This is a genomic window from Micromonospora sp. CPCC 205739 (genome assembly GCF_036906795.1).
GTDB lineage: Bacteria > Actinomycetota > Actinomycetes > Mycobacteriales > Micromonosporaceae > Micromonospora.
Window position 1 is genome coordinate 119776 of sequence record NZ_JBAKHS010000003.1, and the last position, 17286, is coordinate 137061.

The window sequence follows — 17286 nt, forward strand, 5'->3', positions numbered from 1 at the left end:
ACACCCCGATTCCGCACGGTAGCCGGGAGAGCACGCTAAGAGACGAACGGTTGATTGACAGATTTGTTTATATAAGCATGTCTTGATGAAAAGATCCTTCATCGCCAGGATGCTGCGAAAGCGCCCGCACCTCAGGGCTCGCACAGTTTCGCCTCACAAAAGGAGCGTCGAGACAGTGGCATCACGACGATGGCGTACGGCAGCGGCCGGCCTGGCGGCCGGTCTCCTCCTCCCGATCGGTGCCGGCGCACCACCCGCCGCCGCCCGCCCCGATCAGACCCCCGAAAAGGCCGAAGCCCAGGCGGTGGCCGCGAAGGTCGACAAGAAGGTCACCAGCCAGCTGGCCAAGGACGGCAAGTCAAGTTTCTGGGTCTTCCTGGACAGCAAGGCCAACCTCTCCGGCGCGGCCAAACTCCGCCACAAGGCCGACAAGGCCGCACACGTCTACCGGATCAAGACCGAGCACGCCAACCGCAGCCAGGCCGGCCTGCGCTCGATGCTCGCCACGCGGGGCGCCGATTTCACCCCCTTCTGGCTGGCCAACACGATCAAGGTGACCGGTGACGCCGACCTGCTCGGCGACATCGCCGTACGCTCCGACGTCGCCGAGATCCTCGCGGACGACCCGGTACACATCCCCGAACCACTGCCCGGCGAGGTCGTCCCCAGCACCGACGCGGTGGAGTGGAACATCGACCGCGTCGGCGCCCCCCGGGTGTGGAACGAGCTGGGCGTACGCGGTGAGGGCATCGTGGTGGCAAACATCGACAGCGGGGTGGACGCCACCCACCCGGCCGTTGCGGCCAGCTACCGGGGCCGCAACGGTGATGGAACCACCAACCACAACTACAACTGGTTCGACCCGGCCGACGTCTGCCCCACCGCGGCACCGTGCGACAACAACGACCACGGCACGCACACCATGGGCACGATGGTCGGCGCGGACGGCGCGAACGTGATCGGCGTGGCCCCAGGGGCGAAGTGGATCGCCGCCAAGGGCTGCGAGACCACCAGCTGCTCGCGGGCATCGCTGCTCGCCGCCGGCCAGTGGATCGTCGCGCCCACCGACCTCACCGGCGCGAACCCCCGCCCCGATCTCGCCCCCGACGTCGTGAACAACTCCTGGGGCTCCAGCGTCTACGACCCGTGGTACACCGAGACCGTCTCGTCGTGGCTGGCCGCCGGCATCTTCCCGGCCTTCTCCAACGGCAACAGCGGCCCGAGCTGCAACACCTCCGGCAGCCCCGGGTCTTACACCATCAGCTACAGCTCCGGCGCGTTCGACGTGAACAACGCGATCGCAAGCTTCTCCAGCCGGGGCTCCGGCGAGAACGGCGACATCAAGCCGAACATCGCCGCGCCGGGCGCCAACGTCCGCTCGTCCGTGCGAGGCGGCTACGCGTCCTTCAGCGGTACCTCCATGGCCTCGCCGCACACCGCGGCGACCGTGGCGCTGATGTGGTCGGCCTCGCCGGCCATCCAGGGAGACATCACCGAGACCAGGCGCATCCTGGACGACACCGCCATCGACGTCAACGCCCTCACCTGCGGTGGGACGGTGGACGACAACAACGTCTTCGGCGAGGGTCGGCTCGACGCGTACGCAGCGGTCAACGCCACCCCTCGGGGCGCACTCGGCGCGCTCGGCGGCCAGGTCACCTCGGGCGGGAACGCGCTGGCCGGGGCCAGCGTGACGGTCGCCGGTCCGATGGGCCGGACCACCACCACCGCCGCCGACGGGTCGTACGGGTTCGACCGGTTGATGGTCGGCGACTACACCGTCTCGGTCAGCAAGTTCGGCTACCTGACGGCGACGAGGTCGGTGACGGTCACCGAGAACCAGTCCGTCGAGGCGGACATCACCGTCGAGCAGGCCCCGTCGGCCACGCTCAGCGGCACGGTGACCACCTCGGCCGGTCCGGCCGGCGGCGCGAGCGTCACCATCCTCGGCACCCCGCTGTCCGCGACCGCAGACGAGCAGGGTCGCTACCAGGTGAGGGTGCCGCACGGTCAGTACGACGTCCGCTTCGCCCACGCCTACCGCTGCGCCGACGTGGTGACCCGTCCGGCGACGGTCAACGCGGACACCGTCCTGGACGTCGGCATGCCCGACCGGGTGGACGCCTTCGGTTACGCCTGCGGCGCGGCCGGCGGTTCCTTCGTCAGCGGCACGGAGCTGATGCCGTTGACCGGGGACGACCGGGCCAGCGCCGTCACGCTGCCCTTCCGGGTGCCGCTCTACGGCAGGTCGTACCGGGACGCCTGGGTGAGCACCAACGGCGTGCTCGGCTTCGGCACCTCGTCGACCAGCCGCGCCAACACCGCCCTGCCGAACACCACCAACCCGGACCTCGCGCTCTTCCCGTTCTGGGACGACCTCTACGTGGAGGCCGACTCGGGCATCTACACCGCCGTCACCGGGGTCAAGCCGCACCGCTCCTTCCTGGTGGAGTGGCGCAACGTCTCCATCTTCAGCGACCGCTCGACGCGACTGACCTTCAGCGCGGCCATCGGCGAGGACGGCTCGATCACCTACCGGTACCGGGACATCGCCGGCACCGGCCCGGAAACCGGCACCGGCGCGACGATCGGACTGGAGAACGTCGACGGCACCGTCGGGTTCGAGTACTCGTACAACACCGCGGCGGTCGCCGACGGCACCGCGATCGCGTTCCGCACCACCCGCAACGGCGTGCTGACCGGTGTGGTCACCGACGGCAACGACGGGCAACCGGTGGTCGGTGCCACGGTGACCGCCCGGGTGGGCGGGGCGACCGCGACGGAGACCACGGAGGCCGACGGCTCGTACCTGATCCAGGCCCCGGCCGGCGCAATCGAGCTCAGCGTCGAGAAGGAGCACTACGAGAGCGCCAACGCCGCGGTCGCGGTGGCGGCCGGCGGGGCGGAGGTCCGCTCGGCGGCGCTGCGCACCGCCCGGGTCGGCACCCCGGTCACCGAGCTGGCCGTCGTCGCCCCGGCGGCGCAGACCCGGGCCCGGGAGATCGGCCTGAGCAACACCGGGGCGCTCGGTACCGAGTTCACGGTCACCGAACTCAACGCCGACGGAGTGCCGCAGGACATCGGCTGGCTGAGCCTCTCCGGCGCCAGCGGCACGCTGGCCAGCGGCGGCCGGCACACCGTCGGCGTGGCGGTCAGCACTTCCGGCCTGGCACCGGGGACCTACCACAAGGCCAAGGTGCGGGTCGCCTCGGCCAGCGGCCGCCAGCCCGTCCTGGTCATCCCGGTCACCCTGGTGGTGCCGAGCTACGCCCTGGCGATCAACGCGGGAGCGCAGGCGGGACGGACGGACGTGGAGGGCCAGACGTGGTCGCCCGACCAGCCGTGGGCCGCCGGCGGCGCGGGGTACCTGGGCAACTCCAACCGGCAGTCGACCAGCAGCCCGATCACCGGGACCAATGATCCAGCCCGCTTCGCCGACCTGCGGGAGGGGATGTACGAGTACCGCGTCGACGGGCTCAGTGACGGCGTCTACACCGTCGAACTGGACTTCGCCGAGGTACGCAGGCAGGCCCCCGACAAGCGGGTCTTCGACGTGCTGCTCGAAGGCCAGGAGGTGCTGCCGTCGCTCGACGTGGCCGGTGAGGTCGGCAGTCTCGCCGCACTCACCAGGTCGTACACCGTGCGGGTGACCGACGGCCAGCTCAACGTGCGGTTCGTGACGCACAAGGGCTACGGCCAGCCGATCATCAACGCGCTGCGGGTGACGAACCGCCCGGACCTGGTGTCCTGATCAGGGGGTGGCGTGGGGCCCGGCCATACTCCGGTCGGGCCCCACGACTGCCGCAGGGGGCGGGAGCCGGCCGTCGCTGAGCAGGTCGGTCCGGTGCGGTTAATCCGCCTCCGGCAAGGAGTCCCACGCGCGCACGCTGAGCTCCGGCATTGCCGGCACCACCCTGTTGATCTCGTCGCCCACCGCCACCGCCACGCGTCAACGGGGGCGGTTGTCGCCCTTGCCCAGCTTGTTGAAGTCGATCTTCGGGAGCTTGAAGCCCGGCGGCAGGCCCTGACCGCCGGCCAGGTCACCCGGGTCCAGCCCCGGCGGGAGCTGCGGCATGCCGCCCGGGAAGCCGCCCGGCAGCCCGGCGCCCGCCCCGGTACGCGGCCGACCGCCACCCTTGGTGCCCTTGCGCTTGTTCTTCGGTGACTTGGTCGCCTTGCGCCGGCCCGCACCGGGCAGGCCCATCATGCCGCCCATCTGCTTCATCATCTTCTGCGCGTCGGCGAAGCGGTTGAGCAGCTGGTTGACGTCCATCACGGTGACGCCCGAACCGGTGGCGATGCGGGCCCGGCGGGAGCCGTTGATGATCTTCGGGTTGGTGCGCTCGGCCGGGGTCATCGACCGGATGATCGCGGTGACCCGGTCGAAGTGCTTGTCGTCCAGCTCGGCGAGCTGGTCCTTCATCTGCCCCATGCCCGGCATCATGGCCAGCACGTTGGCGATCGGGCCCATCCGGCGGACCGCGATGAGCTGGTCGAGGAAGTCCTCCAGGGTGAACTGCTCGCCGCCCATCAGCTTGGCGGTCATCTTCTCCTTCTGATCCGAGTCGAAGGCCTGCTCGGCCTGCTCGATCAGAGTGAGGACGTCGCCCATGCCGAGGATCCGGCTGGCCATCCGGTCGGGGTGGAAGACGTCGAAGTCCTCCAGCTTCTCGCCGGTGGAGGCGAAGAGGATCGGCTGCCCGGTGACCTCCCGGACCGACAGCGCGGCACCACCGCGCGCGTCGCCGTCGAGCTTCGACAGCACGACGCCGGTGATCCCGACGCCGTCGCGGAACGCCTCGGCGGTGCGTACCGCGTCCTGACCGACCATGGCGTCGATGACGAAGATGACCTCGTCCGGGTCGACCGCGTCGCGGATGTCGGCGGCCTGCTGCATCATCTCGGCGTCGATGCCGAGGCGACCGGCGGTGTCGACGATGACGATGTCCCGGGCGGCCCGGCGGGCGTGCTCGATCGAGGCGCGCGCGACCTGCACCGGGTCGCCGGTGCCGTTGCCGGGCTCGGGGGCGTACACCTCGACGCCGGCGCGGCCACCGAGCACCTGGAGCTGCCCGACGGCGTTGGGGCGCTGGAGGTCGGCGGCGACCAGCAGCGGCTGGTGACCCTGGGCCTTGAGCCAGCGGGCCAGCTTGCCGGCGAGCGTGGTCTTACCGGAACCCTGGAGACCGGCCAGCATGATCACCGTCGGCGCCTGCTTGGCGAACTGGAGCCGCCGCCCCTCGCCGCCGAGCACGTTGATCAGCTCTTCGTTGACGATCTTGATGATCTGCTGCGCCGGGTTGAGCGCCTCGGAGACCTCCGCGCCGCGGGCCCGCTCCTTGAGGTTGGCGATGAAGCCCTTGACCACGGGCAGCGCGACGTCCGCCTCCAGCAACGCCATGCGGATCTCGCGCGCGGTGGCGTCGATGTCGGCGTCGGTGAGCCGACCCTTGCCGCGGAGCTTGGTGAAGATCCCGGACAGGCGGTCACTCAAGGTGTCAAACACGCGAACATCCCGTTTGTCAGTGTTACGGCGGGCACTACCCGGCCGGTGTACAGCGGTCGGCCACCGCTAGGGTAGCCCGCCGCCCGCACCTGCGTACCAGCCCGGCCCAGCCGCCGGCCCGCCCGGGGCCCGCCGCCGGGGCCGGGCCGCACGGCCGGTCGTTCCGGGGGTCCTGGCGGCCGGGGCTCGGCGCTCGCTCTCCTGACTCGGGCTGCCGTGGAGACGGCGGGATGCGGCGGGCGGCGTCCTGTCGTCGCTCGGAGGGGGCAGAGGGTTCCGGAGACGCTGTCGAGCGGATGACGTAGACGATTCAGCCGTCGCGGGGGATCAGTCGCGCAGGCCAGCCGGGTGCAGATGTCCGCGGCAACCTCCGCCGGGGACCGGCCATGGTTGTCGACCACGAACGTGTCGGGCTCCCGCCCCGCGAGGTCGTCCAGCTCGACCAGCGCGCGCTCGACGTGCCGGTGCCGCCAGCCCCGGGCGCCCGCCTCGACCCGGTCGGCGTCGATCCGGGCGCGCAGCACGTCCGCCGGCACCCGCAGCACCACCTGCCGGACCGGTACGCGCCGGCCCCGCAGCCCGTCGAGGATCTCCGCCCGGTAGTCGGGCCGGAGCAGGGTCATCGGCACGACCACCGGCCGGCCGCCGCGGGCCACGAGCCCGCCGACCCGGACGGTCCAGCGCCGCCAGGCGGCCAGGTCCTGGTAGTCGCCGGTGGGTACCGGACGGGTCCGCCGCAGCAGGTGGCCGACCCACTCCGGGTCGAACCGCCGCGCGCCCGGCAGCCGCCGGCACAGCTCGGCCGCCACCGTGGTCTTCCCCGCCCCGAACGCCCCGTTCAGCCAGACGATCATGAGCTGACCAACCCCGACCAGCTTCCCCGCTACCGGCCTCCGGCGACCATGACCTCGCGGATCGTCCGCAGCAGGATCTTGAAATCCAGCCACAGCGACCAGTTCTCGATGTAGTAGTTGTCGAAGCGCGCCCGATCGGAGATCGGGGTGTCGCCACGCAGCCCGCTGACCTGAGCCAGCCCGGTGAGACCGGCGGGGACGCGGTGACGCCACGAGTAGTGGCTGTGGGCGGCGGAGAACACCTCGACGAAGTGCGGCCGCTCCGGGCGGGGGCCGACCAACGTCATGTCGCCCCGCAGGATGTTCCACAGCTGGGGCAGCTCGTCGAGCGACGTCCGCCGCAGGAAGCGCCCCACCGGCCCCACCCGGCTGTCGTTCGCCACCGACCAGGTGGTCTGCGACTCGGCCTCGCTGGCGGGACGCATGGAACGGAACTTCAGGACCTCGAAGAGCTTGCCGTGCCGGCCCACCCGCTGCTGACGGAACAGGACCCCGGGCCCGCCTTCGATCCGCACCGCCAACGCACAGAGGGCAAGGACCGGAGCGAGTGCGAGGAGCGCCAGAGCACTGAAGACGACATCAACCGATCGCTTGAGGGCCCACCGCCAGCCGCTCAACCGAGGTGGGCGGATACGCATCACCGGGATCGCCCCGATGTGGTCCGGCCTCGCAGTCTGGGTCTGGAACTGGTGCATACGCGGCACGACGAGGATGTCGTACGTGGTGGCCATAGCCTGCCGGAGAAGCCCCGCAAACCGGCTGTCGGTAATGTTCGGATCAGCGATGAGCAGCACGTCAGCCTTGGCCCGCGCCATCGCCACGGTGAGGTCGTCCAGGTCACCGAGGTGCGTCAGGTCGTGCACCGCGTGATCGGTGCGGTGCGGGTTGTCGACGAAACCCACGACCCGCAGCCCGTACTGGGGGTAGCGGGCCAGCACCTCGGCCAGGTCCGCCGCCACGGGCCCGCTGCCGACGAGGATGGTCGCGTGACCAACTATCCGTCGCCGGCGGCCCGTCATGATCGTCCACATTGACAGGCCCCGGCCGACGAGCAGCAGTACGACCATGACCGCGGCCGCGCGGAGGAGACTTCCGAAGTTGGCGAAGCTCTCGTGCCGGAGGGCCGCGACGAAGGCGACCAGCGACGCTGCCACGAGGAAACGGCTGAGAATCACCGGCGCCTCGTCGAGGATCGACAGGTGCAGGCGGGATCGGTAGAGGCCGCCGGAGGCCAGCAGGGCGATGGTCAGGAGACCCATGACCGTCAGCCCACGCCAGTGATCGGCGTTGAAGGGCACCGGAGCCAACATGACGGCGAGGTCCACGGGCAGCACGAGCATCCAAGCCCGGAGATAGCCGATCGTCGCCCGCTCAGGAGCTGTGGCCGGTGGCGGCTGGGTGCCGTCTCCCCGCAGTCCGCCGGACGGTATCCGCAGGTCGAGAGTTTCCGCGTCGACCGCGCCCCGGCTCATCTGCACGGGAGGCATGAACACATTCGTCGACAAGCTTGTCTGTCCAGAACCCACCTTGCGCGTCTCCCCCGCGAATGGCACGTCAATCCGCGGGCCTGAGCCACGCGTCATTGTGACGAGCGCCGCCGGGGACGTACACGTTACTCCAGATGCGAATCTCCCCGCATGCAGCGCTCGTGATCTTAACCTGGACAGGAGCCGCCGCTAGCAGCGAAAAGGCGAACCCCGTGGGCTGTTCGGTGGACCGGTTATCCGCCCCGCAGGCGAATCTGAACCGACTTTTCGATGCTGCGGCGAGGTCCATTACGGAGCGTACCTGTGCTACTACTACAAGCGATAGACGCACGTGCCTGGCCTCACTCTCCCCCGAGGCCGCGGCCCGCACGGTAGGTATCCTTCTCCCTGCTGGCCGTGGCGATGGGGGAAGGTCTGCAATGGGGGGCATCATTCACGTGTGCACCGGGAACCAGGCCCGGTCACCAATTGCCCTACGGCTGATGGAGGCCGGCCTCCGGGACCGATACGGCCGGGCAGCCGAATCGATCTTTGTGACGAGCGGCGGCACCCAGGGGCCGCCCGGCCGGCAGATGCAGCCCTTCGCCATTGCCGAGCTGGAACGTCGCGGTGTGCCCGCGGACCATTTCGTCTCACAATTGCTCGACCTGGACGCTGTGGCACGTGCGCACCTCGTCCTCACCGCCACTCGCAAGCATCGTGACGAGGTTGTCGCCCAGGTACCCAAGGCCCTCCCTTACACGTTCACCTGGCGAGAACTGGCGTGGCTGGTGCGCGGGCTCAAACCCGACGAGGTGCCCGGACATTACGCGGTCGAACGGGCCGCCAACCTGGCTGGTGTGGTCAAGCAGCGGCGCGGTTACCTGCAGCCGCTGCCGCCCGAGAGCTTCGACATCGCCGATCCCATGGGTGGCACCAGACAGGACTACCGCGTCGCGGCGGACCAGATCGAAGAGGCGATCGAGGCGATTCTGGGCGTGGTGTAGCGCTGAGCCCTCTTCATCGTGACCAGCATGATCACGATGAAGAGGGCTCATTGGGCGACGATGGCCGCACCGGTCACGGGAAGCAGCGGCGTGGCGGCCGAGGCTCTCCGATCACCAAGGTCCATCCTCGCGGTTCTCAGACCCGCCAGGTCCGTTTTCGCAGCTCCCGACCGAGATATGCTGCGTCTCGTCGATTTACCTGCCGGCCGCCGGGCGTTGCTGGTGCCGGGCCGGCGGTAAGGGGGTCGCTCGACCTTGTGGGGGCGCCACCGTGGCCGCCGGCGCACGATCGGTATTGGGCGGCGCCATCACGGCCTGGGCAGCCTTGGCAGCCGCAGCCCCCGTCCACCCGCCGGGCTGGTCGGCGTAGTAGCCGTCCTTGTTCTTCCGCTTGACCCGGTTCGCCACTACCCCGAGGATGCGGGCATCGACGTGCCGAAGGGCCTCGATCGAGGTCGCGAGCTGGTCGGTCTTGGTCGAGCCGACCCGGGTCACCACGAGCGCGCCGTCGGTGGCCCGCGCCAGCACTGCAGCATCGATCACCGGCAGCAGCGGTGGCGCATCGAAGATCACAACCATACCGCTCGCCACCAGGCCCGCGACCATGTCGGCGAGGCGGCGCGTGCCGAGCAGTTCGCTGGGGTTTGGCGGGGTCGGACCGGAGGTCACCACGTAGAGCGGCAGCTCGCGCCGCCAGTGGTGCATTGCGGCCTCGATCGGCACGTCGCCGACGAGCACGCTGGTGAGGCCGACGCCACCCGGCAGCCCGAACAGTGTGGCAATCCTCGACTTGCGGAGATCGCCGTCGATGAGGACGACCCTCTCGCCGGATTGGGCGAGCGCGATAGCCAGGTTGGCGGCAACGGTGGACTTGCCCTCGCCGGCGACCGAGCCCGTAACCACAAAGCTGCCGATTCGCCCGTCGATCGAGAGAAAGCGGATGTTGGTCCGCAACCGGCGGAACTCCTCGGCCCGCAGTCCGGTCGGGTCGTCGGCGATCAGCCCTCGCACCTTCGTCTTCGGGTCGTCCCCAATCTCGCCCACGACGGCCGCGTCCGCCACCAGGGCGGCCTCTCGCCGGCCGTGGATGGTCGTGTCCAGCGTATGACGCAGGACCGCGACGGCGACGCCAGCAGCCAGGCCCACGAGAATCCCAAGCGCAAGGTTGAGCTGCGTTCGTGGCGAGACGGGCGCCTCCGGCAGCGAGGCGCTCTTAGTGACCGTGGCCTTCACCGGGGACGTTGACCCACCGACAGGGGTCTCAAGGTCTGTGATGAACTTGGTGAACTCCGTTGCCACGGTGTTGGCGATATCCCGCGCCCGTTCGGGTGATGGATCGGTGACCGACACGTCAAGCAGGACCGTCCCAAGCGGTGACGAAGCTTCGATCCTGCTAGCGAGCTTCGCTGGTGTATACGGGAGGCCCAGCTGCTCGATCACGGCGCTTGCGACTATGGGGCTGTCGACGATGTCGGCGTAAGACCTCACCCGCTGCTGGGCGAAGGCGCCACCCTGACTGAGTTCCGAGGCGCCAACATCGCGGTCATTGATCGAGACGAAGAGCTGTACGTCAGCACGGTAGAGCGGCGTCTGGAACCAAGAGTATCCTCCAGCCGCCACGCCGCCGACAATCAAAAACGCGACCACTAGGAGCCACTGCGCCCGCACAGCGCGCAAGTACTGCGACATGTCCATATTGCTCCGAAGGATCCGAATCGGCGAAGACGAGCCGGCTCAGACTACCAAGTGGCCGCTTGGTTCGATGACAGGAGGAACTTCGAGATAGCCGCTTCGAAGGCTGCCTACTGACACACGATGGACATGCAGCGCCTGGACGTCCTAACATAACGAACTCCCAATCCATGACCCTCGGACAAATGACCGAGCGAGTCCATCCGAAATGAGGACCTATACTCCCGATCGAAGGGCGTACAACGGTACGCGCCATGACTTGTGCGAGATGGACGGAAAGGGAACAAGGTGGAGAGTGACTCCGCGGCTGACGGGATTGCAGCACTGGATCGACCGCGGGCGCCCGCACTGGAAGTAGTGATAGTTACCTACGGAGGCCCCGTCGCCGTAAGTAACTGCCTCCGATCACTTCAGGCGAACGTGCTTCCCACGATCGATACGGTTGTACACGTCGTAGACAATTCAAGTCCAGATGAAACTCCGGATCTCATTGAGGCAGAGTTCCCCTGGGTTCGATTGCACCGGCGAGCGGACAACGCTGGATTCGCGGTCGCCAACAATCAAGTCTTGCGAACGGTCGTGGCGCCATGGATCTTGGTCCTCAATCCCGACACGGAAGTACCCTCTGGCGTCATTGAGCATCTAATTCGATCTAGTAAAGCGGAACGGAGAATTGGGCTCCTGGGTTGCAGGCTTGTTCAGGCGGACGGGACGTTTGACCACGCGTCCAAGCGTTCGTTTCCGTCACCACTGGACGCCCTGGACTACTTCACCCCGCACCGACGAAGTCGGTCGCGGTACCTCGCACCCCATGTCGATGAGAACGCAGCGGGCTACGTCGACGCCGTCAACGGAGCATTCATGCTCGTCAGGCGCGAAGCGCTCTTGGACGTCGGACTCTTTGACGAACAGTTTTGGATGTACGGGGAGGATCTTGATTGGTGTAAGCGCTTTTCCGATCGAGGATGGTCGGTCCTATATGACGGCCGCGTCACAGTGACGCACCTCAAGGGCGCGAGTTCGGGCAAACGGCGCGGTCCTTTTCTGAATTGGCATTTCCATCGCAGCATGGCCATCTTCTATCGAAAGCATCAAAGCGGCCGGTATCGCCTTGTCGATGCATTTGTCTACGCCGGGATCGGTGCACGGTTGGTTGTTTCGATGGCCACCAATGCGATGGCCTCTTGGCTGGGACGGGGACGTTGAGGCCCCCCGTGGATGCTATCGTTCCGGCCTCACTTGTCATGACCGTGCTCAACGAGGCCAGTTCACTTCCTAGTTTCCTCGCCCAGCTGGGCCGGCAGAGCGTACTTCCGGACGAGATCGTCATCGTCGACGGTGGATCGGACGATGGGACGCTCGACCTGCTCGAGTCATGGGTCCCACCTTCGGGAGTGACGCTCAACGTTTTCACCAGGCCCGGCGCTAATATCTCCCAGGGCCGAAATGCGGCGATCGCTGCCGCAGCTAACGAAGCGATCCTGGTTACAGACGGTGGAACTCTTCTGACGGACCGCTGGGTCGAACTGCTGTGGCAGGCGCTCAATGGTGGAGCTGACGTCGCAGCTGGCTTCTTCGAACCGCACGGCGAGACGCGGTTTCAGACGGTACTTGCTCACGTCATCACGCCCAAGCTATCTGAAATCCGGCCGGCCACCTTCCTTCCCTCTAGCCGATCCGTCGGCTTCTGGCGCCATCGGTGGCGAGAGGCGGGGGGTTATCCAGAGTGGCTTGACTATTGCGAAGACCTGGTACTTGACCTGGAGCTCAAGAGGTTGGGTGCCAAGTTCGTCTTCGTTCCGGACGCAGTTGCAGCATGGGATGCTCGGGCGGACCTTCGATCCTTCGCCAAGCAGTACTATCGCTATGCAAGAGGGGACGGAAAGGCTGGACTTTGGCCGAAAAGACATGCGATACGGTATGGCGTCTACTGCGGCGTAGTCATCCTGATTCCAACAGTCGGCGTGTGGAGCGTCCCCATCGTCCTCGTTGGCGCCGTGGCCTACCTGCAAAAGTACGTGCGGAGGCTCACGTCGGGTCGCACGTTGCCAGGCCCTGAGTGGTTGAAAGCCCTCTGTCTTGTTCCCGTCATCGTCGTCACAGGCGACGTCGCGAAGATGGCGGGGTATCCTGCCGGACGCGTATGGCGGCTTCGGAAGCGACAAGGACGATGAACGAGATTTCAACGGTAGCGGCGATCGTGGTTCACCATCAATCCTTATCTACGATTGGCAACACGCTGCAGGACCTGGTGCGGGCAGGTGTGCCTCGCAGCAATATCGTCATTGTCGACAACAGCGAGGACGCCGGAACGGTCGCGGCGCTTGAGGCCAGCGCACCAGAGGGTGCGCTGGTCGTCACCGTCGCCAACGAGGGGTACGCAAGCGCCGTCAATCACGGACGCCGCCTCCTCGGCGAGCGGTCCGTTCCACCCGACTACGTGCTAGTGGCAACCCACGAGATCCGAATCGATCCAGACAGCGTCCGACGCATGGTAGACACCATGTCGGAGCAACCTAGCGCAGGCGCCGTTGGACCCCTGCTACTACGAGGTGAGTCGGAGAAGGTCTGGTCGGCCGGCGGGTTCCTGACGAGTTGGCTGATGCACCCATGGCACGCCGAACACGGCCGTTCTCGTAGCGCGATACCGGCCAATCAGATCGAGTGCGACTGGCTGGACGGAGCACTCGTCCTATATCGATCCAAAGTCTTTTCGGGAATGGCCCTGCCGGAGTTGTACTTCCTATACTTTGAGGAACTTGACTTCCACACAACCTTGCGTCATCAAGGATGGAAGGTTGTGTGTGACCGGCGTTCAGTGGCGAGGCAGCAATCGCATGGCACGCCGCTCGGGTACAGAGGTCGAAACATGCAAATTTTCATGTTTCGTCACGCCTCTATGATTCGCGTTCTTGTGTCTACTCCGACTGACATTGCGCGGCACTCTGCTAAGGCCCTATTGGGGCGAGCCCGGTTCGGCGAGGTCACTGCGATGGTCGGCGGCTGGCTTGCAGCCTGGAAGCTTCGACTTCTCGATGGTAACCGAATCAAGAGCGCAGAGTAACCTGCATGCGCACCTCTGTACGGCCAGCCCAGGGCGTGCCAGCCAGTGGCGCAGCAGTGCTGAGTGGCTTCGTCGGCACCTCGATGGCGTTTACTGTGTTGTTCCCCGCGATCGTAGGAACAGTAGCGCCAAGCCGTCTTGTGATGATCGCCGTCGGGTGGCTCTTCGTCGTTGTCGAGGTGGCGAGGCAGGCAAGCCACAGGACAGCTGGGCTGGTGTTCGGCCTCGGAAGCGCATATCTCGGCGTAGTCATGAGCATTGCATTGGTCGGGCCGAATGATGATCCAATGTATGCAGTCAACGGCGTCCGCTTAGCTATCACACTTCCGCTGTATCTGCTTGTTGGAGCACTGCTCTTCAATTCATCACATAGGCACATCTACGCGCGAGCGTTCGTGGCGGTGGCAATGTTGGCCGCTGCACTAGCTGTTGTCGAGGCAGCAACTGCCACGTCTGTCTTGGGGCGGGATTACGACTTTGCCCGCTTCCAGCGCGAAGGGCAAGCACGTGCGCTGGTGGGCTCGGAGCAGGTACTGGTGTTCGGCACGCTGCTGGCGGGCGTTGTCCCTCTGGTAAGGGAAACCCGGTGGAGGCTGGCCGTTCTTCCTAGCGTCATACTTTTGGCGGGCTCAATTAGCTCGGGCAGCCGCGGTCCCACGATCATCGCAATCTTGGTGATTGCGCTTGATCTGGTACCGCCTGTCGTCGCTCTCATTCAGAGAAGGCCGTCCCTCGCGAAGTGGGCCAGTGTCGTGATCGTTGGCGGCGTGCTGCTCGCCTCCTTCGTTGTTTGGACTCCAGAGGTCCGTGGCTTGACAGGAGCCGCATACAGCTCCGCCTACAGGGCGGGGATATACGCGCTGCTGCCTGACATCCTCAATGCTGCACCATTTGGCATCGGGCTTGGTTCGATCCCTTATGGGGTGTGGCTCTTGCCAAGCGAGCTCTTTGGCGTGCGAGACCTGGCTGCGACGGTAGACTCCGAACTCGTCTATCTTGCCATAACATTCGGATGGGCGGGTATCGCTTTGTTCGTGATCGCAGCGTGGATCTCAGCCGCAGGCTACTGTGCTTCGAGAACATTTGGCCTTTGCGCCTTGGTAATCACGTTCTCTGGACTCTTCGTCGCATTGCATGCCTGGGATTCGCTTGGCCCCCTTTGGTATCTTGCCGTTGGGGCGTCGGTTATGGCGGTCAGACAGAAACGGCGAGGCCACGCGCCTCACGATGTTCATATCAGCCGGGTGACGGCAAATCGAAAGGCAGCGTAGGGTGTCGGGTCATCACGTGAGGATTCAGGTATTCGAGCAAGCGCGCACCGCCCACCTCGATCGCCTTGCTTTGCTGCCGAACACGCAACTCTTCTTCCGACACCGCAGTTTCGACTTCGATGAGGCTCAGGCAAGCAAAGTTGACGCCACTCAGATGAGTAGGACCGCAATGATTTGGCGTCTGGCGCAGTCCACTCCAGAGGTCATCGAGGTGAACGAGCCCATGTTCCTTCGCGCGTGGCCGACGATAATAGCCGCCTACTGCGGCGCATTGTTGGCGTCTTTACGCAGTCGTCGTCGTGTTCGTATCGTGTGTTACGCGATTGAGAACGGTGATGCCGAGGCCTCTTTCGCGCGACACTTTCGCATTGCACACGTCATCTCGCGTCTGTTGTTTAGACTTGCGGTTAATGGCTTGGTGAGCCGAGTGGACGGTATGGCCTTCGGCACAGAGGGTGCGGCGGCGAACTACAGCCGGTTCGTTGCGAGTCGTCATCGCTTAAGCCTGGCAACGTTCTCACCGTTGGAGCCGGCCTGCTCCTGCGACGACTCGATTGAGTCCCACGGAGTCCTGTTCGTCGGTGCGCTCGAGCAGCGCAAGGGCGTCGCAGAGCTGATGGCGGCGTGGGAGTCTGTTACTGGTGACTTGCCTGGTGTGACGCTAACTGTCGTAGGAAAGGGACAGATGGAAGATGTCATTACTGAGTGGATTCGTACGCAGCCATCGGCTCGCCTGGTAGTCGATCTCGAGCGGAGCGATCTTCACCACGCCTATCGCAGCGCTCGTGTGCTGGTGCTGCCGTCACTTCGCACTCCTCATTGGCGTGAGCAGGTCGGCCTTCCGATCGTGGAGGCACTTGCCCATGGCTGCGAAATCGTGACCACAGATGAGACTGGCCTGGCGGACTGGCTCGACCGGCATGGCCACCGCGTTGTGCCATCGGAACTGCCGGTCGGGGCATTAAGTGCCGCGATTCGGGAAGCTTGGCGGAGCGCGCGCCCACGATCTGAGATTCTCAGCTCTCTGCCCGAGCGTGATGGACGAAACCTTGCGGCCGAGTGGCTCTTTGCTAAGCCCGACAACAGCTAGCTAGTTGGTGTGTCACCAGCCCAGCAGCAGAAGAGCGAATGCGGCGCCAAGCGAACCAATGCCCGCATATCCAAGAAGTCTCTGCCTTAGGGCGAATCCTCCGATGGTTGTGGTCACCGCCTGAGATACTGCAAAGGCACCGAAGTATCCAATGAACGTTGGATTCCGCAGTAGAAGGTACGCGGCGCTCGAGGCAAGAACGAGGTCTACGATAGCCTTAGTGAGTAGCGCTCCCCCCTGTCGTTGTGCGTTGAGTTCGCGAACGGTGATTGCACTGACGGCTAGCATCAAGAGCCAGGCAACTATTACTACTACTCTTGATACGTACTCATTAGAATTCGCCGAATGAAGGCCAATACCGACTGGCACAAGAGCCGTGAATGCGATAGTCAGTGCAACTGGAAGAGCGCGGAGTGGTGCCCGGGTGTCCACCCAGTTGTATCGGACTAGTAATACTGAGTTTACAAATAGCATTGTCGCCGAGTTACCGATCTTGCCAATCGTTGATGTAAGGAATACTGTGCCCGGCTCCAGCTGGGCGACAGCGGCCATGTACAGCATGGGCAGGATCGAGCTCGTTATGACTCCAATCGCCAATCCGATGATGTGCCGGCCCATCGAATCGGTCTTGGCCACGGATGGGGCCAGCGAGATTTCTGGCACCTTGAGCCTACGTGCGAATGCGTAGAGGCCGACTGCGGCGGAAGCCCATCCGAGTGCCGGAAGCATGTTGACAAAGGAAGGCCCTCCGTTTCGCCAGAACGCGAGGTGTAAACCCGTTCCCAGCAACAGTCCGAAGTTCGGCGCGATCGCTATTGCTGCGAAGAGGACTGGCCTTCCGAGGCAGGCCCGCCGCACGCCATTGACCGCAGTGGCAGCCGTGACAGCCCCACCGCATCCCAGCAATGCAAGGATGACAATCGTTTCCCTGCTGTTATGGCCGTCCATGAACCCCGTGTGACTGAGAAGGCCAATCTGCCCTGCCGTCAGAACGAGGGTCACACTAGTCGCGATACTGCTCGATCTTCGCCAAGCTGTAAACTGGGGGCGACCGACGGCGACGTTGTATACGACTCCAATAGCAACCCCGTTGAGCCCCGTAAGTGCGACTTGCGTGCCAATCGCATATATGTCTGCAGTCGATAGTCCAAGTACGGGGAGTAATAGCGCCGTGCATGCTGCCAGTACCTGCGAGATGAGTGTCAACGACATCACGAGGCCAAGCCGCTTCATCGTGCGGCCGGGCGCGGCCGTTGTCGACTCGGATGGAGGATCGGCATTCTCGCTACTGGCCCGATCCGTGGCGGTCTTGGTCGTTTTCAGTGGAGCCGTCCAA

General features: G+C 65.5%; 12 protein-coding genes. 7 read left to right on the plus strand and 5 right to left on the minus strand.

Going from position 1 to position 17286, the window contains the following annotated elements:
* Positions 1-175 precede the first annotated feature (175 nt).
* Positions 176-3751 carry a S8 family serine peptidase gene (locus V6U88_RS06680; RefSeq protein WP_334450841.1) on the plus strand — a complete coding sequence of 1192 codons (3576 nt, stop codon included), beginning with the start codon at positions 176-178 and terminating at the stop codon, positions 3749-3751.
* Positions 3752-3949: 198 nt separating this feature from the next.
* On the opposite strand, the gene ffh is transcribed toward V6U88_RS06680, so the two are convergent.
* From ffh to V6U88_RS06695, 3 genes are read right to left on the minus strand one after another with little or no spacing between them, the layout of a single operon-like run.
* Positions 3950-5506, minus strand: a complete 1557-nt coding sequence (gene ffh, locus V6U88_RS06685) for a signal recognition particle protein (RefSeq protein WP_334450843.1) — start codon at positions 5504-5506, stop codon at positions 3950-3952.
* Positions 5491-6360, minus strand: a complete 870-nt coding sequence (locus tag V6U88_RS06690; RefSeq protein WP_334450844.1) for an AAA family ATPase — start codon at positions 6358-6360, stop codon at positions 5491-5493. The genes ffh and V6U88_RS06690 overlap by 16 nt, the downstream gene beginning before the upstream one ends.
* 29 nt (positions 6361-6389) lie before the next feature.
* Positions 6390-7913 (minus strand): sugar transferase, encoded by a 1524-nt coding sequence (locus tag V6U88_RS06695; protein WP_334450845.1) that lies wholly within the window; start codon positions 7911-7913, stop codon positions 6390-6392.
* Positions 7914-8266: 353 nt separating this feature from the next.
* Here V6U88_RS06695 and V6U88_RS06700 point away from each other — a divergent pair, with 353 nt between their 5' ends.
* The gene (locus V6U88_RS06700) at positions 8267-8833 is read left to right on the plus strand and encodes an arsenate-mycothiol transferase ArsC (RefSeq protein WP_334450846.1); all 567 of its coding nucleotides are present in this window, start codon (positions 8267-8269) and stop codon (positions 8831-8833) included.
* 195 nt (positions 8834-9028) lie between these two features.
* Here V6U88_RS06700 and V6U88_RS06705 read toward each other — a convergent pair whose 3' ends face one another.
* On the minus strand, positions 9029-10522 hold the full coding sequence (locus tag V6U88_RS06705; RefSeq protein ID WP_334450847.1) for a polysaccharide biosynthesis tyrosine autokinase: 1494 nt from the start codon (positions 10520-10522) through the stop codon (positions 9029-9031).
* 291 nt (positions 10523-10813) lie between these two features.
* Here V6U88_RS06705 and V6U88_RS06710 point away from each other — a divergent pair, with 291 nt between their 5' ends.
* Genes V6U88_RS06710 through V6U88_RS06730 form a run of 5 tightly spaced genes read left to right on the plus strand, consistent with a single transcriptional unit; the run spans position 10814 to position 15950 of the window.
* On the plus strand, positions 10814-11731 hold the full coding sequence (locus V6U88_RS06710) for a glycosyltransferase family 2 protein (RefSeq protein WP_334450848.1): 918 nt from the start codon (positions 10814-10816) through the stop codon (positions 11729-11731).
* Positions 11732-11769: 38 nt separating this feature from the next.
* The gene (locus tag V6U88_RS06715; RefSeq protein ID WP_334450849.1) at positions 11770-12699 is read left to right on the plus strand and encodes a glycosyltransferase; all 930 of its coding nucleotides are present in this window, start codon (positions 11770-11772) and stop codon (positions 12697-12699) included.
* Positions 12696-13589: a glycosyltransferase family 2 protein gene (locus V6U88_RS06720; RefSeq protein ID WP_334450850.1), complete on the plus strand. Its 894-nt coding sequence runs from the start codon at positions 12696-12698 to the stop codon at positions 13587-13589. The genes V6U88_RS06715 and V6U88_RS06720 overlap by 4 nt, the downstream gene beginning before the upstream one ends.
* A gap of 56 nt (positions 13590-13645) precedes the next feature.
* A complete protein-coding gene (locus V6U88_RS06725) occupies positions 13646-14860 on the plus strand; it encodes a hypothetical protein (protein ID WP_334450852.1) in 1215 nt (404 codons plus the stop codon).
* 16 nt (positions 14861-14876) lie between these two features.
* The gene (locus V6U88_RS06730) at positions 14877-15950 is read left to right on the plus strand and encodes a glycosyltransferase (RefSeq protein WP_334450854.1); all 1074 of its coding nucleotides are present in this window, start codon (positions 14877-14879) and stop codon (positions 15948-15950) included.
* 12 nt (positions 15951-15962) lie between these two features.
* Here V6U88_RS06730 and V6U88_RS06735 read toward each other — a convergent pair whose 3' ends face one another.
* A complete protein-coding gene (locus tag V6U88_RS06735; RefSeq protein WP_334450855.1) occupies positions 15963-16952 on the minus strand; it encodes a hypothetical protein in 990 nt (329 codons plus the stop codon).
* Positions 16953-17286: the final 334 nt, after the last annotated feature.